Raw genomic sequence first — 24976 nt, forward strand, 5'->3', positions numbered from 1 at the left:
ATGTTACTCACCACCTGGATTTGGTGTATTGGCGGCGGAGCAGTGGCGGGGTTATTAGCCGGCTTGCTGGGTATTGGCGGTGGTCTGGTTATTGTGCCACTACTCATTTATTTACTGCCTATTATTGGCGTGCCGCCGGAGCTGGTTGTCCCCAGCGCAATTGCCACCAGTCTGGCAACCATTTGCATGACCACAGCCAGTGCATCACGTGCGCACGCCAAACATGGTTTGATGGAGAAATTCTGGCTAATTAGGGTATTGCCGGGCTTGTCTGTTGGCGCAATGACCGGCGCTTTTCTGGTCACTGTTGTTGATCCGGACTGGTTAAAAATTATATTTTCCGTGGTGTTAATAGCGCTGGCTATTCGTATGGTGTTGCCGCAGAAAACCGGTGAGCCTTTAACGTCGGTTTCTAAACGGTTGGTTGCGCTTGGCAGTTATATTATCGGAACCATATCGGGCTTAGTCGGTATTGGCGGTGGGGCGCTGACGGTGCCATTTTTAAGTCGTATGCGGTTGCCGGTGCGCCAGGCTATTGCAATTTCCTCGCTCGGCAGCTTTGTTATCGGTTGCAGCTCGGTGGTAATGTTTATTTTGAATGGCTGGTTGTCGGGTCGGGAAACCGGCGCTCTAGGGTTAATCAATGTTCCCGCCTGGGTAGGTATTTCCGTTGCGTCGGTGCTATTCGCCCCACTGGGTGCTAAACTGGCGCACAAATTACCAGTCAAACAGTTACAGCGCGTTTTTGCTGCGTTTTTAATTCTGGTCGCCATACAACTTATTTTTAATTAACCATAAAGCAGGGAGTACAAGCAGTGCCGTCTAATGACTATTGGCAATTTCCCGCCATTGATCCTGTTCTTTTTCATATTTGGGGACCTTTGGACATTCGCTGGTATGGCCTTGCCTATATAGCCGCCTTTGCTTTTGCCTACTTCTGGGGTATGCGTCAGACCAAAACAGACCCTAACTGGAGCAAAGAAGAGTTCAGCGACTTAATGTTCTGGGGTTTTATTGGCGTTATCCTCGGTGGCCGTATTGGTTATACCCTGTTTTATCACTTCGACTACTTTATCGATAACCCGTTGTACCTGTTCTACATTCACGAAGGTGGAATGTCATTTCATGGCGGCTTGCTAGGTGTTATTACGGCTATGTATCTGTATGCCCGCAAAAAACAGCGCTCGTTTTTACAGGTTGGCGACTTTGTTGCTCCGTTAGTGCCTATGGGGTTATTTTTCGGACGCATTGGTAACTTTATTAATGGCGAGCTTTGGGGGCGTGCGGCAGAAGTGCCATGGGCTATGTACTTCCCAAGCGGGGGACCGGTACCGAGACACCCATCGCAGCTATACGAAGCCTTGTTAGAAGGCCTGCTATTATTCCTGGTTATACTCTGGTTCCAGCGCAAACCCCGTGGCGTTGGTGCGGTAAGTGGATTGTTCCTGTTGGGCTACGGCGTGGCTCGCTTTATCGTCGAATTCTTCCGTGAACCCGATGCGCACTTAGGCCTGCTGTCTTTAGGTATGTCTATGGGTCAATGGCTAACTCTGCCAATGATCATTCTGGGTATCATCCTGATGGTTCGCGCACAGAAACAATCGCCTACAGTCTGATGGATGCGGGGTGTAGCCTGACATTTATGTCAGGTGAGATATTGGCCCTGACATAAATGTCAGGCTACGAAGAGGTCAGGTGAGATACCGGCCCTGACATAAATGTCAGGCTACGGAGAGGTCAGGTGAGATATTGGCCCTGACATAAATGTCAGGCTACGAAGAGGTCAGGTGAGATACCGTTCCTGACGTCAATGTCAGGCTACTGCAGATGGGCTTTCATAGGTAAGATCTCACCTGATGCAATAGCATCAGGCTACAGCATCAGGTACGATGTAAAACATTACGCACAACATAATTCGCATAAAATGAAACAATACTTACAGCTGTGCCAGCGCATTGTCGACGAAGGTGTCTGGGTTAAAAATGAGCGTACAGGCATTAACTGCCTGACGGTCATAAACGCCGACTTAGAATACGATGTTGCCAACAATCAATTCCCGTTAATTACTACTCGGAAAAGCTATTACAAGTCGGCTATTGCTGAGCTTCTAGGATACTTGCGAGGCTACGACAGCGCCGCCCAATTCCGTGATATTGGCTGCAAAACCTGGGACGCCAATGCCAACGAAAACCAGGCTTGGTTGAATAATCCGAATCGCAAAGGCGAAGACGACATGGGCCGTGTTTACGGTGTGCAGGGGCGCTCATGGCAAAAGCCGGATGGCAGCCACTTAGACCAGCTGAAAAAGGTCATTAATAACCTGTCGAAAGGCATTGATGACCGTGGGGAAATTGTTACTTTCTATAACCCTGGTGAATTTGAACTGGGTTGTTTGCGTCCGTGCATGCATACCCACAACTTTTCGCTGTTAGGCGACACGCTTTACCTAACCTCTTACCAACGCAGCTGCGATGTACCTTTGGGGCTCAATTTTAATCAAATTCAGTGCTTTGTTCTTTTAGCTTTGGTCGCACAAATCACCGGTCACAAGCCGGGCAAGGCCTACCACAAGATAGTGAACGCTCACATTTATGAAAACCAGCTTGAATTAATGCGTGATGTTCAGTTGAAGCGTGAGCCTTTCCCGTCGCCACAGCTGCATATTAACCCTGAGATAAAGTCTTTAGAAGACATTGAAACCTGGGTCAGCAAAGACGATTTCACCGTCAGCGGCTACCAGTGCCACGAACCCATTAAATACCCATTCGCCGTGTGATATACACTTTGTCACCGCCGTAACCTGACATAAATGTCAGGCTACAGGGTGCACGTAGCCTGACGTTTACGTCAGGAACGATGTCGAATACAAGGCATCGCCTAATTATTTAGGCGGTATTTTTGCCGGGGTATCTCACCTGACATAAATGTCAGGCTACATCACCAACGTAGGTTGCGTCATGGGTCGTATGCAGCCAAGTTACTATCTACCCAAGATTCGTTAATGTAAGCCCAATCGGGCGGGTATCGATTATTACGCAGGTAACGATTCAAAGTTGAATAGGGCCACTCGGTAGCGTTTGAAACGTAACGATGTTTTACCGGGTTATAGCAACAGTAAAGTAAGTACATATGAAGTTCTTTTTCGTTACGAATTGTGTGCTCCCAATATCCTTTCTGCCATAGGCTGTTTAACTGGCGCTTTTGTCTACTTTTATTCTTATAGTGCTTACTATAATTTTTAGCGGAGAACTCTGGCACAGCTTTAGAGGTTAAGGCCTTAATTTTAGACCACCGAACCGGAACATTCGTGTCCATTATTCTCAATACACAATGCAGGTGATCAGGCATGACAACCCAGGCTTCTATTTCAAACGGGTGAGTTTGCATGGTTTCTTTCACGGCACTACGTAACGCCGCCAGAATGTCAGGGCGTGTTAGTACCTTTTGTCTTTTGTGGGTGCAAACGGTAAAGAAATACCATCCACCTTCATAGTATCTGCGTACATTAGTCATGCAGGTAATTAATAGCCATAACCCAGGAATGGTCAATTCCATTGTGTTGTAGGAAAACGGCTTATTGGTTGATGCAGTTTGACATTGATGCAACTCGACATTGATGTAGCCTGACGTTTACGTCAGGAGCGATGCTGAATACACGGTATCGCCTAATTATTTGGGCGGTATTTTTGCCGGGGATACCTCACCTGACATGAATGTCAGGCTACAACGCCCGGTCTTTATCCCACCTGACATGAATGTCAGGCTACAACGCCCGGTCTCTATCCCACCTGACATAAATGTCAGGCTACGTTGGCGGGTATATCCACATCCATGGCATCGGGCTACTGCCTGCGCTAGAATAAGGGCATTAGACAACTGGCGGAAACCTTAAATTATGACGCTAAAAGTCACTCTGTGCGATGACTCCAAGATGGCACGTAAGCAGTTACTTCGCACGCTGCCAGATGACTGGGACGCTGAGGTTCACCAGGCAGAGCACGGCGAGCAGGCGCTTACGTGCGTGCGCGAAGGGCGTGCCGAAGTACTGTTTCTGGATTTAAATATGCCGGTAAAAGACGGCTATGAAACCCTGCAGGCTATAAAAGAAGAGCAATTAGAGACTCTGGTTATTGTGGTGTCCGGTGACATTCAGCCGGAGGCTCAAAAGCGCGTGCAGGCTCTGGGCGCTATGGCTTTTGTGAAAAAGCCGATGAAGCCAGAAGACATACAAACCCTGTTGCAGCAGTTTGGTCTGTACCAACCGGCTGCGGGTCAGCTTAAACTGGCCGATGAAACACCACAGGCTCCGGCGAATCCATTGGATGTTTACCGGGAAGTATCGAATGTTGCTATGGGGCAGGCTGGTGATCATTTAGCCCGGGTGCTGGATACCTTTATTGAATTGCCTGTCCCTAATGTCAATTTTATCGCTCCCTCCGAACTGCACATGGCAATAGAGTCTATCGACACCAACAAGCAGGTGGCTGCGGTAAGTCAGGGGTTTTCCGGCAGCGGTATTCTGGGCGAAGCGCTAACGCTGTTTAATGAAGCATCCATTGACGATATTGGCAAACTGTTGGGCGCTAAGTTTGGCGAGAGCGGCTCAATAAAGCAACAACGCATAGAGTCGTTAATGGATGTCGCTTCCATTTTGTCTTCGGCCTGTTTAAACGGCTTAGGCCAGCAATTGCATGTGGAATTTGCGGCTTCGCAGCCGGTGCTTTTAGGTGAACAGCAGTCAATGCGGGAATTAATTAAATATGGCGAACATCGCTGGCAGAAAATTCTGGCCATAGAAATTGGTTATCAGTTACCGGAGCACAAACTGGCTTTCGACTTACTGCTGCTATTCCCGGCCGACGCGGTGAAAATTCTCGATCAGCAGCTGGCTCACTGGCTTCAGGGAGACGACGAATGATAGACGATATGGACGAACTGCACAGCAAGCTGAGCATTTTAGGTGCGATTGATGTCGGTATTGTAGTTATTGATAACGACAACAACATTCAGATGTGGAATGAGTTTATGCAGAACCACAGTGGCCTGCGTCCGAGTGAAGTACGCGATAAAAATTTATTTCGCTGCTGCCCGGGTATCGAAGAGGCCTGGTTTCAGCGTAAAATTGACCGGGTGCGGCAGTTGAATTCGCGGGTGTTTATTACCTGGCAGCAGCGTCCTTATGTGTTTCGCTTTCGTCACAGCCGTCCAATAAGTGGGCAGAGTGAATGGATGTACCAGAACGTCACCTTAATTCCGCTGAAGAACCCACGAGGTGAAGTGCACCAGGTGGGCATTATTATTTACGATGTGAGTGAACAGCCTAGTCATGAGTAAAGTACCCGATCAGCGCTTTGGTGGTGTCAGCCGTGTTTACGGACAACAGGCACTTAACCATTTTCAGCAGTTACACATTGTGGTCGCCGGGCTTGGCGGCGTTGGCTCATGGGCGGTGGAAGCTCTGGCGCGTACCGGTATTGGTAAGCTAACGCTCATAGACCTGGACGATGTGTGTGTGACTAACATTAACCGCCAGCTACCAGCTACCGACGACACCATAGGCCAGCTTAAAAGCGAAGTACTGGCGCAACGGGTGAAAAGCATTAACCCCAACTGCGAAGTAAAGGTTATTGATGACTATTTGCTGCCGGAAAACTTTGAAGAATACTTAACCGGCGCCGATGCCGTGCTCGATGCCATAGACAGCGTTAATACTAAGTCAGCGCTGGTGGCCTGGTGTAAGCGTCGCAAGTTACGCATAGTGGTGTGCGGCGGAGCGGGTGGGCAGATAGACCCTGGTATGATCCGCGTCGGTGACCTTGCCAAAGCCAAACAAGACCCGTTGTTGGCTAAGGTGCGCTCACAACTGCGCCGCGATTACGGCTTTTCCAAGAACCCCAAACGTAAATGGGGCGTTGACTGTGTCTATTCCGAAGAGCAGTTGCGCTATCCAATAATTTCCGGTGAACACGAAGGCGAAGTCACGCTGCAAAAACCGGGCTCCGGCACCATGCGCATGGACTGCAGCTCCGGCTTTGGCGCTGCTATGGTAGTTACCTGCAGCTTCGCCATGCAAGCCACCGCTGTTTTGTTGAAGAAGTTGTAGCCTGACGTTTACGTCAGGAGCGATGCTGAACACGCGGCGTTATTGTCTATTTATTTGAGCGGTGTTTTAACCGGGGGCATCTCACCTGACATGAATGTCAGGCTACAGGGTGCACGTAGCCTGATGTTTACATCAGGTGCGGTGTTGAACAACCCGCAGCTTCAAGGTTTTGGCTACCTGGTACAGGCCGTTGCTGCGCGAGGGGCTGAGGGCGTTGTCCAGGCCTTCGGCGCGGTAAAAGGCGTCAATATCAAAGGCGGCTATTTCCGCCACCGAGCAACCATCCAGCCGTTGTTGCAGCAGCGCCAGTAAGCCGCGCACTATGCGTGACTCAGAATCAAAGCGAATAACTACCGCCTCCGGGTCAGAGGTATCCAGCCACAGCCACACCCTAGCCTCGCAGCCACCCACCAGATGATCGTCATCACGACATTCCGGCGGGTATTCTGGTAGACTTTTAGCTTGTTGAACTAAGTGACGAAAAAGCTGTTCCCAGCTGGCCATGTAAACTCTCCCTTACGGCAATAGAGTTTTATTCTCCCATAACTTGTGAGATCGACGCCAGTCTAGGATAATGGCAACATAATAAATACCAACATTCAGAACATTCCAGAAAAAGGAAGACAACATGAAGATACTTGTCGCGGTTAAGCGCGTCATTGACTACAACGTCAAGGTGCGCGTTAAACCAGATCAGTCCGATGTCGATTTGGCAAACGTCAAAATGGCACTTAACCCATTCTGTGAAATTGCGGTAGAAGAAGCCGTACGCCTGAAAGAAGCAGGCACTGCAGACGAAGTGGTTGTTGTTTCTATTGGCCCTAAAGCCGTGCAGGAACAGCTTCGCACCGCCTTAGCATTAGGTGCAGACCGTGCCATTCAGGTTGAAACCGACGACATGCCAGACTCTTTATCTGCCGCCAAAATCTTAAAAGGCGTCGTAGAGAAAGAAGGTCCGGACATGGTTATTCTGGGCAAACAGTCTATCGACTCAGACAACAACCAAACCGGCCAGATGCTGGGCGCCTTAACCGGTATGCCACAAGGTACTTTCGCGTCTAAAGTGGAAGTGGGCGACGGTTTTGTTAACGTCACTCGTGAAATCGACGGCGGCCTGCAAACTATTAAGTTGAGCCTGCCTGCGGTTGTTACTACCGACCTGCGTCTGAACGAACCGCGTTACGCGTCGTTGCCAAACATTATGAAGGCCAAGCGTAAGCCGCTGGAAACCACAACTCCGGACGAACTGGGTGTGGAAGTTAAGCGCACTATTAAGCTGCTGAAAGTTGAGACACCTGCCGAGCGTAGCGCGGGCGTTAAGGTAGCTGACGTAGATGAGCTGGTCGACAAACTGAAAAACGAGGCGAAAGTATTATGAGCATCTTAGTGGTAGCAGAACACGACAATAACGCGGTTGATCCATCAACCCTGAAAACGTTAGCCGCTGCACAGAAAATCGGTGGCGACATCGAGGTACTGGTTGCCGGTAAAGGGTGCTCAACCGTTGCTGAAAACGTAGCAAAAGCCGACGGCGTGAAAAAAGTCATGCTGGCAGACAATGAAGCTTACGAGCATCAGCTGGCGGAAAACATCAGTGAACTGGTTGCTGATTTAGGCAAAAACTACAGCCACATTCTGGCACCAGCCACCACCACCGGCAAAAACTTCATGCCGCGCGTTGCTGCATTATTAGACGTAGCGCAGGTATCTGACATTATCTCAGTAGAAAGCGACGACACCTTTAAGCGTCCTATCTATGCAGGTAACGCCATTGCCACTGTGCAGTCAGAAGACAAAATCAAAGTTATTACCGTTCGTGCAACAGCGTTCGACGCAGTTGCAGAAGAAGGCGGCAGTGGTGAAGTTGAAAACATCGACTCTGTTTTCAATAACGACAAATCTGAATTTGTTGAAGAACAACTGGCCGAATCTGAACGTCCTGACCTGACTTCAGCCGAAATCGTTATTTCGGGTGGTCGTGGTATGCAAAACGGCGAAAACTTCCACCTGCTGGAAGACGTAGCTGACAAGCTAGGTGCTGCTGTAGGTGCATCCCGTGCCGCGGTAGACGCGGGCTTTGTGCCAAACGACATGCAGGTTGGCCAAACCGGTAAAATTGTTGCACCGCAGCTTTATATTGCGGTAGGCATTAGTGGTGCTATCCAGCACTTAGCCGGTATGAAGGACTCTAAAGTCATTGTTGCTATCAACAAAGACGAAGAAGCACCTATTTTCCAGGTAGCTGATTATGGCTTAGTCGCCGATTTATTCGACGTACTACCGGAATTAAACAGCAAAATTTAACGTTCATTTCGCTGTTAAAAATCGCTGCTGACGCGCAGTTTTAGCCGTCAGTAGCGACATTTCCCCGCACTTTTTCTTACAACTTGTTATATTTTCGTGTTCATATACTTGCATATTTTTAACTCATCGGACATGATTCAGACATAACCGCCAAACAAGTTAAAAAGATTAGGTGGCTCACAATGAAAAGAAGAACAACTATGCTAAAAAAACTTCCTCTGGCTACGGCCATTGCACTGAGCTTTGCAGCATCAGGGCAGGCAGCTGACTTTGAAGTCGGCGATTATGAAATTAAATTCGATTCCATTCTGTCATACGGCGCAGCATGGCGTATGGAAGATCAAGCTAATCACCTTATCCATCCGGGTAACCGTGCCGGCGGAACAGCTGGCTCCAGCGTCGGCGACGACGGCAACCTGAACTTCGATAAAGGCGATTTAGTTTCATCAGTATTCAAAGGCGTACACGATTTAAGCATTGATGGCGGTAGTCACGGTGCTTTTGTTCGCTTTAATTATTGGTATGACTATGTGGTTTCAGAAGAGAATATGGCGCATGGTCATGCGGGTAATAATTATTTTCCTGATACCAAATTAAATGACGATATCTTTGACGATTACTCTCAAGGTAAAGGTATCGAGTTACTCGATGCTTTTGTTTACGCTAACTTCGATTTAGGCAACATGCCAACCAGCGTACGCTTAGGTCGTCAGGTATTAAGCTGGGGTGAAAGCTCGTTTATTTTTAATGGCATCAACGACATTAACCCGTTAGATGTTAACGCTGCTCGCCGTCCGGGCGCAGAAATTAAAGAAGCTTTGTTACCTGTTGGTATGTTCAGCACCAGCATTGGTTTAACCGACTCGCTTAACCTGGAAGCGTTTTACCAGTACGAGTGGGATAACACCAAACTAGACGGTTGCGGTACCTACTTCTCAAGCGTTGATATTATTGGTGGTTCAGGCTGTGGCAAGGTTACGCTTAACCCGCAATTAGTTCCGGGTGACCCTGACAGTTATCTAAGTGACTTCGAATCGGTACAAGCCGGTGCTTATATTGGCAGCAACCCAACTCTGGAAGCTTCTGACAGTGGTCAGTGGGGTGCAAACCTGCGCTACTATTCGTTAGACCTTGGTGCTGAATTCGGTGTTTATTACCTGAACCTGCACAACAATACGCCTATTATTTCGGCCTATAACTGGACAGTAGATCCTCGTCCCTTCCAGGAAGCGGCCGGTGCAGCAGGCCAACAACCGGGTTACACCTGGTCAACACCAACCGGCTACCCTGTTGATGGGCCTCGTTTAGTACTCGAATACCCTGAAGACACCGAAGTGTATGGTCTTAGCTTCAGCACCAACCTAGGTTTGTGGTCTGTTTCGGGTGAGTACAGCTATCGCGATGGTGTGCCAGTACAAATTAACACAACCGAAATTTTGACTGCAGGTTTGCGTCCAAACGTGCCGAGTACCTTTGCTGACCGAGTAGCTAATACTGAACTAGGTGGTCTGGCAAACGGTTATGACCGTTTAGATGTCAGCCAGACGCAAGTCAGTTTTGTGCGTTTCGTTGACCGTTTATGGGGTTCTGACCGCATGACCTTTGTTGGTGAAGTGGCAATGAACAATGTCCACGATATGCCGGGCCTAAACGAACAGCGTTATGGCCGCTTGCCACTATATGGTAAGTGTCTGACCGCAGAAGATACGGGCGCTGCTGCAGATTCCAACTGCGAAGGTTTTGCAACATCTACCTCATGGGGTTACCGCACGCGCTTCCAGTTTGAATACTCGAACGTTTGGCAGGGTTGGGGTTTAAACCCAACTATTCAGTTTAACCATGACGTAAACGGCTATTCAACCAACAGCAACTTTATTGAAGGCCGTAAATCACTGGGTCTGAACCTGGTAGCTGACTATCTGTCAGCTTATAAAGTCAGCTTAGGTTACACCATGTATTCTGATGAAGAACTCGATCCGCTGGCAGACCGCGATTATGCGTCAGTTAGCTTCTCATACGCGTTCTAATACATTGAATTAATGTGTTAATCACGATAAAACCGTCTCTACTGAGGCGGTTTTTTTATTTCCGGGAGAACAACAATGAAAAAATGGATAATAACAGCGGCGGCGCTGGTGCTTTCGGGCACAGCAGTAGCCCAGGAAAAACTCCAGTTGGAAGACATCTTTACGCTGGAATACGCATCGTCACCGACTATTCACCCCAGCGGCGAATGGACAGTATTTGTCCGTCAGTCTATGGACATAAACAACGACAGTAAAGTGGGGCGGTTATGGGCCAGCCTGCCAGATGGCGACATTCGCCCGTTAACCGGCAGTCAGGGCAGTGAAAGCCAGCCGGTATGGTCACCAAGTGGCGACCGCTTAGCTTACGTGTCCACCGAAACCGGCTCACCACAAGTGCATATTTATTGGGTCGACTCCGGTGACAGCGCGGCGGTTACCCAGTTAACGCAAGCACCGTCAGGCTTAAGCTGGTCACCCGACGGCAGCCAAATTGCGTTTTCCATGTTTACGCCGAAATCGCAGCCGGCACCGGTCAGCTTACCGGGTAAACCCGAAGGCGCGAACTGGACAGCTGCGCCTAAGTATATCGACAAAGGCAACTATCGTTATGACGGTGGTGGTTATGCCAAAGACGGACACCAGCAAATTTATGTTATGCCGGCAACCGGAGGCTCTCCGCGTCAGCTAACCGACGAAGAGTTTAATCACGGTGGACAACTCTCGTGGTCACCGGACAGCAAGCATATTTTCTTTTCGGCAAACCGTCGTGACGACGCTTTTCGCCAGCCGGTTAACAGCGAAATTTATCGTTTAACACTGAATAGTAAAGAAATCACTGCTATTACTGACCGCGACGGCCCAGATGGTTCGCCAAAAGTGTCCCCCGACGGTGAGAAGATTGCTTTTAGCGGTTATGACGACACCAAAATGAGCTTTCAGGCAGCTAATTTGTACGTAATGGACTTAGACGGTTCAGACGTAGAACTGCTGACTGAAGACTTAGACCGTGGCGTTACAGGCTTTGAATGGGACAGCGACAGCCAGGGCGTTTACTTTACTTACGACGACAATGGTATTGGCCAACTGGCGCGCACCTCGCTAAGCGGCGACCATACGCAATTGACCGACCGCGTGGGAGGGCTTTCTTACGCCCGTCCATACGGTGGTGGTGACTTCAGCGTAGCCAAAGGTGATCGTTTAGCGTTTACCATCTCTAATCCAATGCGTCCGGCGGAGCTGGCACTTTGGGACGACGGTGACGTGCAGCAGCTAACTCGTTTAAACGAAGACGCACTGGCGCATAAACAATTAGCCAAAGTAGAAGAAATTCGCTACAAATCGAGCGTTGACGGCATCGACCTGCAGGGCTGGATAGCCTACCCACCGGGTTTCGATAAAGACAAAGACTACCCGCTAATGCTGGAAATTCACGGTGGTCCGCACACTAACTATGGCCCTCGCTTTGCGGCTGAAATTCAGTTGTTTGCAGCAGCTGGCTACGTGGTGCTGTACACCAACCCACGCGGCAGTACCAGCTACGGTTCGGACTTTGCCAATGAAATTCACCATAACTACCCTAGCCACGACTACAACGACTTAATGGACGGTGTAGACGCGGTTATCGACAAAGGCTTTATCGACAAAGACGAGCTGTACGTTACCGGTGGTAGTGGCGGCGGCGTGTTAACCGCCTGGATAGTCGGACACACTGACCGTTTTAAAGCGGCGGTTGTGGCTAAGCCGGTTATCAACTGGTACAGCTTTGTGCTTACTGCCGATATGTACAACTTTTTCTATCAGTACTGGTTCCCGGGTCTGCCTTGGGATAACATGGAACATTACATGAAGTATTCGCCTATCAGCTATGTCGGCAATGTGACTACGCCAACCATGCTGTTAACTGGTGAAAACGACTACCGTACGCCAATGTCAGAAACTGAGCAGTACTATCAGGCACTGAAACTGAAAGGTGTGGACACTGCTATGGTGCGCATTCAGGACTCAGGCCATGGTATTTACGCGCGGCCCAGTAACCTGATGAATAAAGTGGCTTACATTCTGCATTGGTTTGAAAAATACCGGGACGAATAACTCAGGTAGACTAAGTCACGGTAGAACGTGGTAAACTACGCGATATTTTTAAGTCGTCAGGTCAACAAAACGAATGAATGTTGCATTGATAACCGCCCGCGGTGGCTCGAAAGGGCTGCCCGGGAAAAATATCGCGTTACTTAACGGCAAGCCGCTTATTGTCTGGACCATATTGGCGGCACAAAAGGCCGCGTCGGTTGACGCTGTTTACGTGTCGACAGAAGATGCGGCCATTGCTGAGGTCAGCAAGGAGGCGGGAGCCGAGGTTATTCCTCGCCCGGCAGAGCTGGCACAGGACGACACCAGCAGCGAACCGGTTATTGCACACGCCATTAATTACCTAAAAAAGCAGTCACTTAACCTTAACAGCGTAACATTGCTGCAACCGACATCCCCTTTAAGAACTGCACAGCATATTGACGAAGCTTACCGAATTTATGCGGACAGCGACGCCAGCTGTGTTTTAAGTGTCATTGAACCGGCGCACTCCGCTGCAAAAGCTTACCAATTGAATTCAGACGGATCACTATCCGGTCTTTTGAGCCTGGATGCGCCTTATATGCGCCGTCAGGATCTTCCCCGTACCGTTCATCCCAACGGTGCCATTTATATATTTAGTACAGCAGCCTTCGAAGCCGGCGGCGGTATTCCGCGCCAAAATGTCTACCCTTACATTATGAGCGAAGAGGCGTCTGTCGACATTGACAGAGCAAGTGACCTGCAACTTGCCGAACAGATTATGGAGAAAACACAACATGGCTAACACCCCGGAAAAACACCCAGTAATGAAAATTGGCTCGCGCGAAATTGGTTACGACCACGACCCGGTTGTGGTCGCTGAAATAGGCATTAACCACGAAGGCAGCCTGGAAACCGCCTATGAAATGGTCGACGCTGCAGTCTCTGCGGGCGCTGAAATTATTAAGCATCAGACTCACGTAGTTGAAGACGAAATGAGCGCCGACGCGAAGAAAGTCATTCCGGGTAACGCCGATGTGTCTATCTACGAAATTATGGAGCGTTGCGCGCTGAACGAAGAAGACGAAACCAAGCTGAAAGAATACGTCGAAAGCAAAGGCGCTATATTCATCAGTACGCCATTTTCACGCGCAGCCGCTGAGCGTTTAGAGCGTATGGGTGTTGAAGCCTATAAAATTGGCTCTGGCGAATGTAATAACTATCCGTTGCTGGAGCTTGTGGCGTCGTACAAAAAGCCCATTATTCTCAGCACCGGCATGAACGACATTCCGTCTATTGCTAAAGCCGTTGATATTTTCCGTAAGCACGGCGTGCAGTATGCGCTGTTGCATTGCACCAACGTGTACCCAACGCCGGATAACTTAATCCGTTTAGGTGCCATGAACCAGTTGCAGGACGCCTTTGACGACGCAGTTGTCGGTTTGTCTGACCACAGTATTGATAATCTAGCCTGTCTGGGCGCCGTAGCTGTTGGTGCTTCTATTCTGGAGCGTCACTTTACCGACCACAAACAGCGTACCGGCCCGGACATTAACTGCTCTATGGACACCGAAGAATGTCGTTCGTTAATTCAGGAGTCCAAGCGCATGAAAGCCATGCGTGGCGGCCAGAAAGGCGCGGTAGCCGAAGAGCAGGTGACCATCGACTTCGCTTACGCCAGCGTCGTGACTATTAAACCCATTAAAGAAGGCGAAACCTTTAGCCAGGAAAATTTATGGGTTAAGCGTCCGGGAACCGGTCAGTTCCTTGCAGACGACTACGAAAACTTAATGGGTAAAACCGCGGCTCAAGACATTGAAAACGATGTTCAGCTGCGCTCAGAGGATGTTCAGTAATGAAAAAGAAGGTGCTTTTCGTAACCGGTACCCGTGCCGACTTTGGCAAACTGAAAAGTTTAATTGAAGTCACCGATAAAGCGGATGAATTTGAAGTTCAGCTGTTTATTACCGGCATGCACATGATGTCCCGCTACGGCATGACTTCGATAGAAGTCGAGCGCCTGAAAATAGCCTCCAGCTATAAGTACATTAATCAGACTAAAAACGACACCATGGACGTGGTTCTGGCGAAAACCATTACCGGTTTGTCAGACTACATTCACGAGAATAACCCGGACGTTATTGTAGTTCATGGCGACCGGGTAGAAGCCATGGCCGGTGCCATTGTGGGCAGTCTGAACAACATTCTGGTGGCTCATATTGAAGGCGGCGAGGTGTCGGGTACCATTGACGAGCTTATCCGTCATTCCATATCCAAAATGGCGCACACGCACTTCGTCTCCAACAGCGAAGCGCAGGAGCGGCTGGTGCAGCTGGGTGAGGCAAAGTCGTCTATTTTTACCATCGGCTCGCCGGACCTCGACGTGATGAATTCACCGAATTTACCGTCGCTGGACACGGTAAAAGAAAAGTACGACATTGCGTTTAAAGACTACTCGGTGTTTATGTACCATCCGGTGACCACCGAGCTTGAGTCGCTGGAGTCGAATATTAAGTCGACGGTTGATGCCATGCTGGAAAGTGATGAAAATTTTGTGGTGGTGTACCCCAATAACGACCACGGCACCGACACCATTCTGGCGGAATTAAAGCGCTGCGAGAACCATCCGCGTTTTCGCATTTACCCCAGTATTCGGTTCGAGTACTTTCTGGTGCTGCTGAAAAACGCCAATATGATCATTGGTAATTCAAGCGCGGGCGTTCGCGAAGCGCCGTTTTACGGCATACCCACCATTAACCTGGGCAGCAGACAGCAAAGCCGGGCTACAGCTGAATCTATCTTAAATGTAGAAGAACAGACACCGGCCATTTTAGAGGCCATAAAAACCTTTAAAACCAAACGCTTTGAGCCTTCGTCGGAATTTGGTGACGGCAATAGCGCCGAGGGCTTTATCAGTACCCTGCGCTCGGAAGCGTTCTGGGCAATATCCAAGCAAAAAGTTTTTGTAGACTGGGACAAACGTGAAAAAAGTTAATTACTATTTTATTTCATCGCCGCTGCACCTGCTGTTCAGTGTCACCACAGCCCTGAGTCATAAAGACGACATTAACGTTGCGGTTATCGATTACTACCTTGAAAGCAATCGTCTGTTATTTACTCAGGCGCTGGAAAACAGCTCTATTTTTGAAACCGTTATTAGCTTTAGCGATGCGCACGTAAAAAGTAAGCTCAGTAAGCGTAAAGCACGACTAAAAAGGTTGGCCGATCTGGTTGCAGAACTGCCGCCGTCGCGGGTTTATACCGGCTCTGACCGAAGCGTTGAGTTTCAGTACACTATGCACCTGGCGAACCGCGGGAAAAACAGTGCCGAAGGCCATTATCTGGATGAAGGAACCCAAACCTATTTGGGGCACCGGCACATGCACAGCTTCGTGCACAACTACGTCGACCCTTTATTGAAGAAGCTGGCTTATGGCATGTGGTGGAGCAGCCCGCAAATGATAGGTGCGTCTAAGTGGATATCGACCATTCACGCAACTTTCCCAGAGTTGATACACCCTGTTTTGCAGAATAAAAAGGTTGAGCCTATTTCAAAAGCGGCGTTTAAACTGCCCGAGTTCGATGAGTTTAATAAGAACCTGCTGGCGCTTGCGGATATTGACATAGAGCCGTTAAAGAATGTCGATTACGTTATTATATTAACGGGTGATTCTTTCTATAAAGACGTGAATGAACACCTCGACAGAATGGTGGATATTTTCAGTCGCAAAACTGAGAAAAACCGTATTGCGCTAAAAGCTCATCCGCGGTCAAATTACATTGAACATTTTAAAAAGAAACATCCGGAATTGGTGCATATCGACAACCGGGTTGGGTTTGAGTTGCTGCTGCCGCAGTTTCCTGAGTCCTGTACTTATGTTGGGGATGTCAGCTCAACCTTGTTTACCATCCGCTGGTTGAGCAACAAACAGAATGTTATGGCCGTGAAGCTGGAGCAGAAAACACCCGAGCACTTTTCAGCACCTCTGGCCAAATTATTAAGCGAAGTCGACGTAAAACAGTTGAGTTATCAGGAATTGTAGCCTGACAAACAGCATGTAGCCTGACGTTTACGTCAGGAACGATGTTGAATACACCACATGACCTAATTATTTCTGCGGTGTTTTAATCGGGAATATCTCACCTGACATAAATGTCAGGCTACGCCCGTTAGCAACAACGTACGTCGAACCCGGCACGACAAAAACAAAGGAATAAGACTATGCCCTGGAGCACTCTTTTAGCCGAAGAAAAGCAGAAGCCTTATTTTCAGCAGCTGTGGCAGCGGGTAGAGCAGGCGCGGCAGGAAACCGTGGTGTATCCGCCCAAAGAAGACGTCTTCAACGCGCTTAAGCTGACCGACCCGGAAAACATTAAAGTGGTTATTCTGGGGCAGGACCCATACCACGGCCCCGGTCAGGCGCATGGTTTAAGTTTTTCAGTACCCGAAGGCGTTAAGTTTCCGCCGTCTCTGCGCAATATGTTTAAAGCCATAGCCATAGACTACCCGGACACGGTATTGCCGCAGCATGGTGATTTAACCAGTTGGGCCGAGCATGGCGTGTTGTTGCTCAACACCGTGCTCACTGTAGAGCAGGGTAATGCGCACAGTCATGCCAGCTGGGGTTGGGAAACTTTTACCGATACCGTTATCAGCAAGGTGTCAGACGCTACCGATCATGTGGTGTTTTTGCTTTGGGGTTCGCACGCACAAAAGAAAATACCGCTTATTGACGGCAACAAACATTGCATACTGACCGCGCCGCATCCATCGCCGTTGTCAGCACATCGCGGGTTCTTCGACGCCAACCATTTCCGCAAAACCAACGATTATTTGCAGCAACACGGCCGCCAGCCGATACGATGGGTGTAGTTCACGTAACATCAAACAAACCGCTGCAGCAGCTTGGCGACCATGGGGTGTTCGAACGGGCGCTTCAGGGTTATGGCGTAAAAATGCTCGAACACATTGGGCAGAGTTAAATAGCGCTTCAGTTGCCCGCTGGTCAGCTCATCCCGTACCACAACGTCCGGAATAACCGCCAGCGCGCCGGTATCCCTGGCCAACAGTCGCAGCATCGCCATATCGTCGGCCTCGGCCAGCACCCGCGGTTGCCAGTTATACTCCGCACTGAGCATATCGAACGCCGCACGTAACGGCATATTCTCCGGCGGTAACACCCAGTTATTATCGCGCAAAGCCACATCGGTTAATTGTTCTATATCGCGTCCCGGCGGTCCAATAACCGACACCGGCTGCCGCGCCAGTAAACGACTCTGCCACAATTGCTTGTCGCTGCCGCGCACACTGGTATTGGCCAGCGCAATATCAATTTGATGATCCGCCAGTTCATTAAATAACTGATCCGGTGTCATAGAATGCAGCCGGTACTGAACATCATGCTGATGTATCAACTCGTGAATAAAAGCTTCCACAAAGTTACGCGACATGGTCGAGGCATGACCAATACGCACAACCAAATCACTGCCGTCCATACCTTGCTTTAGCTGGTTAACCAGGTTCTCACCCTCGTGAAAAATGCGGTCGGCATACTGGCGCGCAATGTACCCGGCCTGAGTCAGTACTAACTTACGCCCTGTGCGCTCAAACAGCGGCGTACCCAGCCACTCTTCCAGTTGTTTTATCTGCGCCGACAACGCCGACTGCGACACATGAAGCTTCTGCGCGGTTTGGGTTAAATGCCCGTTTTCTGCAACGTGCCAAAAGTAATAAAGGTGTTTATAATTCATCGGGCTTACCAACCGTTCACTTAAAGCGAATGAATTTATAGTTTATATCTATTTTACTTAACATCAAGCCAGCCCCCATAATTGCTCCAAATAAGACACACGAGGCGCATTCATGGCGGAATGGTTGACACTATCGGGCATACGACCGGTTTTACTGGTGCTGGTTGCAGTATTAGCGTGGGTGGTTACGCGCTACGCCTTCAGAAATTTCCGGCTGGACCCGCGCAGCCGCGCATTCGTCACCAAACTGGTTGGCTGCCTTATAGCGGTCTTCATTCTTATTGTCAGCAATAACCTTATTGTCTTTTTCGCCGCCTGGATGGCAATAAGCCTGCAGCTGCACAGCCTGCTTATGTTCTACCCCGAACGCGACCGCGCAGTACTGGCAGCCCATAAAAAATTCATTCTGGCACGCTGCTCCGAAACCTTTTTGGGCACGGCGTTTATTATTATGTACTTAACAACCGGCAGTCTGCAGTTGGACATGGCTTTGCAGCAGTTCGGCACTGCCCCCACGCACCTCTCTCAGCACATTGCCGCGCTGTGCCTGGTTATGGCGGCGCTCATTAAATGCGCCCAGCTACCTTTGCACGGCTGGCTCATTCAGGTGGTTGAAGCACCGACCCCGGTCTCTGCTTTGTTGCATGCCGGCATTATTAACCTTGGCGGCTTTTTGCTGCTGGCAACCGTACCGCTATGGAGTAACAGCGCGCCGGCCGTGTGGCTGTTGTGTCTGGTGTCGGCGGCGTCGTGCTGCTTCGCTGCTCTAATTATGGCCACTCGCATTAGCATAAAAGTGCGCTTAGCCTGGTCTACCAGCGCGCAAATGGGGCTTATGTTGTTGGAAATTGGCCTGGGTTATTACGACTTAGCCTTACTGCACCTGGTGGCGCACTCGGTGTATAAAGCCCATGCGTTTTTGTCGGTAAGCGAGGTGGCAATAATAAAGCAGCCACAGGCTCGTTCACTGTGGCGTATCGGCGTTGTCTTTATAGCGTTTCAGGGCATTATTGCCGCCGCCTGCTGGTGGTTTCTGGGCAACCCCAAATGGCTTCCTTCGGCGTTACTTGCTATGGCGCTCACCACTTTATGGATGAACCTGCATCAGAAGCTGCTACGAATTGCTGTGTCGGCATTAACTGTGGTGGTTTACCTTTTGCTGGGTGCGCTGGCGCATCAGGTTATTGAGCCACAACCACCGTTCGGCAGCGTCTGGCTGGAGCCAGCTGTAACCCTTATGTTCAACGCTTTCGCCTTTACCTACTGGCTGGTGCATCACACACCGTCGCACCGGCTTAGTCAGCGCTGGTTTATTACCTTAAACGCCGGGCTGTATCTAGACGAATGGTTAACGCGGCTGGTGCTGTGGCTATGGCCCAGTCACCCCATTCACTACTACCAGCGCCAGGGTCGCATTCAGCGGGAGAAACATTCATGAGCACAGCGAATCGTTTAGCAACTATTGCCGGGCAGGTGAGCAAAGCCATTGCACCGCAATGGCCGCTGTCTCAGTGGATAGCCGTTAACCCCTTCTGGCATTACCGCCAGCAGCCGGTAACCGGTGTTGCCGCGCACTGGCGTTACAGCGCCGGTACACGTTTGCTTATGAGCCCGGACTTTTACTGGCAACAATGGCAGCAAAACCGAATAGATGCTGGGCTGGTCACCAACAAAATGGTGAACGAGCTGGAGCAGCGCGCCCTGCTAAAAGCGCAGTTGCCGCAATGGCGTAACCTCAGTCAGTTAGTGGACAAATACACGCGGCGTCGCCGCAAAATGCGCTGGAACGACGAAGTGGTGCTGCAAATTAGCCAAACCTGTGGCTTGTTTATGCAGTTCCCAACCCGTTTTCAGCAGGCCGGCAAAGACAGCTCGTTGTATCAGCATTGGTTAACTATTTCGCGTGCCGATCGCGGCATTGAAACCTTAATGGACGAGGCCGAACTCACCGAGTTATTCGCACAATTGCCGGACGACCCGCACAAGCTTATTCAGGTGTGCCATGACAACTTCTTAAGCGACGCGTCAGATTACGCTCTGCGCTGTTACAGCCAGGCGCTTATCAGTGACTTATGGGGCTGGGCTGCAGCATTTGCGTATCAGGACGCCCGTCAGAACAGCCAGTGGGTATTCGAGCTGCTGTGCATTCGGCTGGCCTGGGAATACATTCTGTGGCAACTGGCTGAGCGCACCAATACTAAGGTTTACCAGCAGCTGCAACAGGCCTTAAGCGCACAAATTGAAAATTGTGAAGGGCATGTGGCTCATATTGAGCAGCACAATAACTTACTGTGGCAGTGGCAGGCGGCTTACGAACGCTCGCAGCTAAATACGTTGCAGTTTAAACCCGACACGGCAGAAGAGGGCAACACGCCGGACGTGCAAGCAGTGTTCTGTATCGACGTGCGCTCAGAGCGTTACCGCCGTGCGCTGGAACAGGCTGGAAAAAGCCTGGGCAGCTACGTACAAAGCAAAGGCTTTGCCGGGTTCTTTGGCGTGCCGCTGGCCATTCAGCGTAAAGGCCGCGATGTTCCTCATGTACCGGGGTTACTGCAACCGGCGTACTACATTAAAGCACCAGCGCGTAAGCAATCGGTCGGTTCCTTGTTAAGTAATGTGTTCAATGCGCCGGTGTCCATGTTCAGCGGCGTTGAAGCACTGGGCTTAAGTAAACTGAAATCCTTACTCACCGGAGTGCCCGGACAACTGGCTACGGCTAATAATGCGCACATTGCCGAGGGCAGCATTTGCGAGCACAACGGCGAGGCGTCAATGGCGTCGCTGGTGGATATATGTCAGCAGGCTCTGGCGGGAATGCAGTTTACCCATTTTGCGCAGCATATTGTGCTGGTGGGGCATGGCTCGCATCACAGCAATAACGCTCAGCGAGCCGGTCTTAACTGCGGCGCCTGCGGTGGTCAAACCGGTGCGTTAAGTGCCCGGGTATTAGTGCGGCTGCTGAACGAAAGTGACATTCGCAAGCATTTACGCGAGCGGGGCGTCGCTATTCCTGAAGCAACCCAGTTTCATTCCGCTCTGCACGAAACCGTCACCGACAAAGTTATCTGGTTATCTAATACCGTGCCGGACACTGTCAAACAAGTGTTTAGCGCAGCAACGGAACAGCTAACCCAAGCCAGTGGCGAGTCAGCAAAAGACCGTGAAACACGCTCCGGCCACTGGGCTGAACTACGTCCGGAGTGGGGGCTGGCTGACAATAATGTCTTATTTTTCGGACAGGCTGACCGGCTAACCTCAGCTGAAACTATCGGCAGTAATTTTTTGCACGACTACAACAGTAAAAACGACCCAAATGGCGAGCTGCTGGCTCAGCTCATGAGCGCGCCGGGGCTGGTCGCTAACTGGATAAACTGGCAGTACTACTGCTCAGTAACCGAGCCCAAACAACTGGGTAGCGGCAATAAGCTGCTGCATAACCGGGTAGCCAACGACATTGGTGTTTTTGAAGGCAACGGCGGAGACTTGCGCCAGGGGTTGGCCTGGCAGTCAGTGCATAACGGTAGCGACTTTGTGCACCGGCCTATGCGGCTGCAGGTTATTGTTGAAGCCGATGAAACCACCATTCAGCGGGCGCTGGCAAAGGCTGCCGCTTTTAACGAACTTTTTGAACAACAGTGGATCAATCTGCATCGACTGAACGCGCGAGGTGAACTATGTCCAGTGACAACACCAATAACAGCAAAATGACAGCGACAACCTGCCATACCCTGAAAGCCTTTTATGACTGCGTGCGCTCGCGGCCGTTTAACCAGCCCTTCGCCCTGCGCTACAAAGACGGCAGCATCGACCAGGGGCTAAACTCCGAAGAAGCCGCCAAAGAAAGCCTCCGCGCCCATCACAACCCCTACCTAGAACAACCCGTTGTTGTTGAGTGGGGGTGACGCACCCGCCTTGCCGCCGGACATGCCCACCACGTACCTGACATGCACGCTAGGTACCCTTGACGTGCATGCCATGTAGCCTGACATTTATGTCAGGTGAGATGCCGCTCCTGACATAAATGTCAGGCTACGAAGAGGTCAGGTGAGATGTCGCTCCTGACATAAATGTCAGGCTACATTCACTCGTTCAAATGAATAAACAAAGAACTCCACAATAAATAAAGTATATTCATTAGATCTAATGAATTAAATTGATCTAATCTAAGAAAAGCTCTATATTCACTCTATTGCGTGAATTAGGAGCTACTATGTTGTTAGAGGCGAAAAACACAGAGGTCATTGGAAAAGTAGCGAAAGTTGTGCGGCAACAGCAAAAGCTGGATCAGACAACAGCTGGGTCATTTGCTGGTTGCGGTATTAACTTTGTTAGCCAGTTTGAGAACGGAAAACCAACTGTGCAGTTGGAGAAAGCGCTTAACATGCTCTCAGCGTTGGGTATAAAGGTGTATTTGGATGTCCCCGACAGCTCATGCAATCAAAAGCTACAAGAGCTAACCGGCAATGAGTGAATCCATAGTTGAAGAACGCCGTCTTGTCGTTTATATCAACGATAATATTGTCGGCGAACTGCGCGAGCACAATGGTTTATGGGCATTTGAATACGCCCTCGACTGGCTCAGTAAGCCGAATGCCTTTCCGCTTACTCCGTCGCTCCTCTTACGGCAAGAAGCGCATATCGATACCGGCACCAAACGCCCAGTTCAATGGTTTTTTGACAACCTGTTGCCGGAAGAGAAAGCCCGCGAGGTTTTGGCAAAAGACTATCAACTAGATAAAGAGGACGCATTTGCGCTTCTAGAGGCTATAGGGTCTGAATCAGCAGGTGCTATTACCTTGCTAAAACCCGATGAGAAACTGCCGCCGGGTGAACTGTTTCCTTTGTCGGACAAAGAACTAAGCCAACGAATTCAAAAATTGCCGAAAACACAGCTCAATAATAAAGAACGTAAGCGCATGTCGCTTGCTGGCGCACAGCATAAAATGTTGTTGGTAATAAAAGGAAAAGAGCGGTTTGAGCCAAGCGGGCAGGTGCCATCAACGCATATTTTAAAACCGGAACACTCTGAACCGGGCTCATACTGGTTTACTGTGCGCAATGAACACTTCGTAATGACATTAGCCGAAAAGTGCCAGTTAACGGTTCCACGTGTTGCTATCGATTACATCCCGGAACCGGTCTACATTGTTGAACGCTTTGATCGTACTGGGCAACTACCAAACATTAAGCGGCTTCATGTTCTGGATGGTTGCCAAATTTTGGATATTTCTGCATCGGCTAAATATCGGGCAAGTAACGTCACCGCGCTTAATCGTTTAATTGCAATGACACGAGCTCCCGCGCAAACGGCAATCCGTTTGTTTCGCTGGGCGCTGTTTAATTTCCTTGTTGGTAACGGCGATGCTCACTTAAAAAACCTGACATTTTCATACAGTTTGAACGACTGCCAGCTGATGCCACATTATGACCTTTTATCGACAGCTGTTTACGCAGCTGCCGGTGAGCATATTAATGAGGAGTTGTCTCAGCCATTGGGAAATGCGAGGAACTTTGGGCAAGTCACCCGGGAGAACGTGTTAGTTTTCGCGCAAGAGCTTAGGTTAAGTCAGCGTGTTGCAGAGCGTGAAATTGACAAACTTTGCGTTCAAATTCAACAGCAGGCAGATGAACTTATTGCACAGATAGAAGAGATGCCTGTTTATGAGGGAAAAGCTGGTGAATTGCAATTGTTACGCAATATCCGGTACCGATGCATCGGAGAGTTTGTCGCCCAGATTACCTGACGTCTTCGTAGCCTGACATGAACAATATGTAGCCTGACATTTATGTCAGGTGGGATATCGTTCCTGACATAAATGTCAGGCTACTCAAACTATTTCGCCTCAAATAACGGACATTGCCAAATATCGCAAAATGCGATATTATTTCAAGTGTAAGGATACACATTGCGAATTATTACTAAAAAGCGAATAAAAGATGCCATGCTCGCCTACCCGCAATGGCAGGTAGGCTTAGATTTATGGTGTCAGGTTTTTGACCAGAAGCAGCTTAACGCTAATTCTTATCAAGAGATTAAAAAAGCATGGTTAGATGCTTCTGGTTGGAACACAGATCGTATTGCCGGGAAACGGCTTAAGAACGAGCATGGCGATTATGGTTCAGTGTTTGATTTGTATGTTTTCGATGTTCACGGTACTGATTGCCGGATAGTTGCAAAACTGGGTCATGACATACTATTTATCAGAGGCGTTTTTTCGCACGCGAAATACGATAAATGGTGTAAACAAAACGTACACCAGGGCAAATTAAAGAGGTAGCTGTTATGAATGCTCAACAGGATGATATTTTAGCGCTTGGGCAAGTTGCTTCCGCACTGAGTGCAACAGCAATGAAATTTGCAGGTAGTGCAGACGAGCTTTTTCGTTACACTTCTATGCCAATAGAGTCAGAAGGCGAAGTCCTCGAACGTGCTGAGGTTATGGACTATTTAACGGATCTCGCCACGCACGATAATGACATTGTTTTAGTCTTTGCTAACTCTATAGCTGATCGCATTGAAGAGTTTGAAAAGCAAATGGATATGCCTAAAGTTTCTGTGGCGGAGCGTTTGCGTTTGCTTATGGACTCAAAGGCCGTTAAGCAGAAAGACCTTAAGAACGTGGCTCCACAAAGCGTTATCAGCGAAATTTTAAACGGAAAACGTAACGTTAATTTAAAGCAAGCCAAAGGCTTATCCACATTTTTTAACCTACCCGTAGACTATTTTGTGGACTGATATGCC

Annotated in this window: 24 protein-coding genes and 1 pseudogene; 22 read left to right on the top strand and 3 right to left on the bottom strand. The window is 49.5% G+C overall.

Annotation, left to right across the window (positions count from 1 at the left end; all coding sequences use genetic code 11):
- The 3 genes from ACN0RF_RS11910 to ACN0RF_RS11920 all read left to right on the top strand — a co-directional run bounded on the left by ACN0RF_RS11910 (position 1) and on the right by ACN0RF_RS11920 (position 2776).
- The gene (locus ACN0RF_RS11910) at positions 1-792 is read left to right on the top strand and encodes a sulfite exporter TauE/SafE family protein (protein ID WP_417439171.1); all 792 of its coding nucleotides are present in this window, start codon (positions 1-3) and stop codon (positions 790-792) included.
- Positions 793-815: 23 nt separating this feature from the next.
- Entirely contained in the window at positions 816-1616 is an 801-nt protein-coding gene (gene lgt / locus ACN0RF_RS11915) for a prolipoprotein diacylglyceryl transferase (RefSeq protein ID WP_417439172.1), read from the top strand.
- A gap of 308 nt (positions 1617-1924) precedes the next feature.
- On the top strand, positions 1925-2776 hold the full coding sequence (locus ACN0RF_RS11920; RefSeq protein ID WP_417439173.1) for a thymidylate synthase: 852 nt from the start codon (positions 1925-1927) through the stop codon (positions 2774-2776).
- Positions 2777-2955: 179 nt separating this feature from the next.
- Here ACN0RF_RS11920 and ACN0RF_RS11925 read toward each other — a convergent pair whose 3' ends face one another.
- Positions 2956-3513, bottom strand: a complete 558-nt coding sequence (locus tag ACN0RF_RS11925; RefSeq protein WP_417439174.1) for an REP-associated tyrosine transposase — start codon at positions 3511-3513, stop codon at positions 2956-2958.
- A gap of 382 nt (positions 3514-3895) precedes the next feature.
- Here ACN0RF_RS11925 and ACN0RF_RS11930 point away from each other — a divergent pair, with 382 nt between their 5' ends.
- From ACN0RF_RS11930 to tcdA, 3 genes are read left to right on the top strand one after another with little or no spacing between them, the layout of a single operon-like run.
- Positions 3896-4918: a response regulator gene (locus ACN0RF_RS11930; RefSeq protein ID WP_417439175.1), complete on the top strand. Its 1023-nt coding sequence runs from the start codon at positions 3896-3898 to the stop codon at positions 4916-4918.
- Positions 4915-5334, top strand: a complete 420-nt coding sequence (locus ACN0RF_RS11935; RefSeq protein ID WP_011233771.1) for a PAS domain-containing protein — start codon at positions 4915-4917, stop codon at positions 5332-5334. Before ACN0RF_RS11930 ends, ACN0RF_RS11935 begins: the two co-directional genes overlap by 4 nt.
- A complete protein-coding gene (tcdA, locus tag ACN0RF_RS11940; RefSeq protein WP_417439176.1) occupies positions 5327-6103 on the top strand; it encodes a tRNA cyclic N6-threonylcarbamoyladenosine(37) synthase TcdA in 777 nt (258 codons plus the stop codon). The genes ACN0RF_RS11935 and tcdA overlap by 8 nt, the downstream gene beginning before the upstream one ends.
- A gap of 132 nt (positions 6104-6235) precedes the next feature.
- On the opposite strand, the gene ACN0RF_RS11945 is transcribed toward tcdA, so the two are convergent.
- Positions 6236-6607 (bottom strand): SufE family protein, encoded by a 372-nt coding sequence (locus ACN0RF_RS11945; RefSeq protein WP_417439177.1) that lies wholly within the window; start codon positions 6605-6607, stop codon positions 6236-6238.
- A gap of 124 nt (positions 6608-6731) precedes the next feature.
- Here ACN0RF_RS11945 and ACN0RF_RS11950 point away from each other — a divergent pair, with 124 nt between their 5' ends.
- The 9 genes and pseudogenes from ACN0RF_RS11950 to ung form a co-directional block, all read left to right on the top strand.
- Positions 6732-7481 (top strand): electron transfer flavoprotein subunit beta/FixA family protein, encoded by a 750-nt coding sequence (locus ACN0RF_RS11950; protein WP_414018875.1) that lies wholly within the window; start codon positions 6732-6734, stop codon positions 7479-7481.
- A complete protein-coding gene (locus ACN0RF_RS11955) occupies positions 7478-8407 on the top strand; it encodes an electron transfer flavoprotein subunit alpha/FixB family protein (RefSeq protein WP_417439179.1) in 930 nt (309 codons plus the stop codon). The genes ACN0RF_RS11950 and ACN0RF_RS11955 overlap by 4 nt, the downstream gene beginning before the upstream one ends.
- A 182-nt stretch (positions 8408-8589) precedes the next feature.
- On the top strand, positions 8590-10434 hold the full coding sequence (locus ACN0RF_RS11960; RefSeq protein WP_417439180.1) for a DUF1302 domain-containing protein: 1845 nt from the start codon (positions 8590-8592) through the stop codon (positions 10432-10434).
- A gap of 75 nt (positions 10435-10509) precedes the next feature.
- Positions 10510-12525: a prolyl oligopeptidase family serine peptidase gene (locus tag ACN0RF_RS11965; protein ID WP_417439181.1), complete on the top strand. Its 2016-nt coding sequence runs from the start codon at positions 10510-10512 to the stop codon at positions 12523-12525.
- A gap of 73 nt (positions 12526-12598) precedes the next feature.
- Complete coding sequence (locus ACN0RF_RS11970) at positions 12599-13288, top strand: cytidylyltransferase domain-containing protein (protein WP_417439182.1); 690 nt, start codon at positions 12599-12601, stop codon at positions 13286-13288.
- The gene (gene neuB / locus ACN0RF_RS11975) at positions 13281-14339 is read left to right on the top strand and encodes an N-acetylneuraminate synthase (protein ID WP_417439183.1); all 1059 of its coding nucleotides are present in this window, start codon (positions 13281-13283) and stop codon (positions 14337-14339) included. Before ACN0RF_RS11970 ends, neuB begins: the two co-directional genes overlap by 8 nt.
- Positions 14339-15478, top strand: coding sequence for a UDP-N-acetylglucosamine 2-epimerase (neuC, locus tag ACN0RF_RS11980; RefSeq protein WP_287796808.1), 1140 nt, complete (start codon positions 14339-14341; stop codon positions 15476-15478). Before neuB ends, neuC begins: the two co-directional genes overlap by 1 nt.
- Complete coding sequence (locus ACN0RF_RS11985; protein ID WP_417439184.1) at positions 15465-16526, top strand: polysialyltransferase family glycosyltransferase; 1062 nt, start codon at positions 15465-15467, stop codon at positions 16524-16526. The genes neuC and ACN0RF_RS11985 overlap by 14 nt, the downstream gene beginning before the upstream one ends.
- A gap of 176 nt (positions 16527-16702) precedes the next feature.
- Positions 16703-17356: pseudogene (ung, locus tag ACN0RF_RS11990) on the top strand (uracil-DNA glycosylase); the annotation flags it as partial.
- Positions 17357-17367: 11 nt separating this feature from the next.
- Here the strand turns inward: ung and ACN0RF_RS11995 are convergent.
- Entirely contained in the window at positions 17368-18234 is an 867-nt protein-coding gene (locus tag ACN0RF_RS11995) for a LysR family transcriptional regulator (protein WP_417439185.1), read from the bottom strand.
- Between the two features lie 112 nt (positions 18235-18346).
- Here ACN0RF_RS11995 and ACN0RF_RS12000 point away from each other — a divergent pair, with 112 nt between their 5' ends.
- From ACN0RF_RS12000 to ACN0RF_RS12030, 7 genes are all read left to right on the top strand, one after another.
- Positions 18347-19672 (top strand): NADH-quinone oxidoreductase subunit L, encoded by a 1326-nt coding sequence (locus tag ACN0RF_RS12000; RefSeq protein WP_417439186.1) that lies wholly within the window; start codon positions 18347-18349, stop codon positions 19670-19672.
- The gene (locus ACN0RF_RS12005; RefSeq protein WP_417439187.1) at positions 19669-21942 is read left to right on the top strand and encodes a putative inorganic carbon transporter subunit DabA; all 2274 of its coding nucleotides are present in this window, start codon (positions 19669-19671) and stop codon (positions 21940-21942) included. Before ACN0RF_RS12000 ends, ACN0RF_RS12005 begins: the two co-directional genes overlap by 4 nt.
- Positions 21909-22136, top strand: coding sequence for a hypothetical protein (locus ACN0RF_RS12010; protein WP_417439189.1), 228 nt, complete (start codon positions 21909-21911; stop codon positions 22134-22136). Before ACN0RF_RS12005 ends, ACN0RF_RS12010 begins: the two co-directional genes overlap by 34 nt.
- 308 nt (positions 22137-22444) lie before the next feature.
- Positions 22445-22705 (top strand): transcriptional regulator, encoded by a 261-nt coding sequence (locus ACN0RF_RS12015; RefSeq protein WP_417439190.1) that lies wholly within the window; start codon positions 22445-22447, stop codon positions 22703-22705.
- On the top strand, positions 22698-23978 hold the full coding sequence (locus tag ACN0RF_RS12020) for a HipA domain-containing protein (RefSeq protein ID WP_417439191.1): 1281 nt from the start codon (positions 22698-22700) through the stop codon (positions 23976-23978). The genes ACN0RF_RS12015 and ACN0RF_RS12020 overlap by 8 nt, the downstream gene beginning before the upstream one ends.
- Before the next feature lie 162 nt (positions 23979-24140).
- The gene (locus tag ACN0RF_RS12025; RefSeq protein ID WP_417439192.1) at positions 24141-24512 is read left to right on the top strand and encodes a hypothetical protein; all 372 of its coding nucleotides are present in this window, start codon (positions 24141-24143) and stop codon (positions 24510-24512) included.
- 5 nt (positions 24513-24517) lie between these two features.
- Entirely contained in the window at positions 24518-24970 is a 453-nt protein-coding gene (locus ACN0RF_RS12030) for a helix-turn-helix domain-containing protein (RefSeq protein WP_417439193.1), read from the top strand.
- Positions 24971-24976 lie beyond the last annotated feature (6 nt).

It is taken from the genome of Idiomarina sp., assembly GCF_048260185.1.
Lineage (GTDB): Bacteria > Pseudomonadota > Gammaproteobacteria > Enterobacterales > Alteromonadaceae > Idiomarina.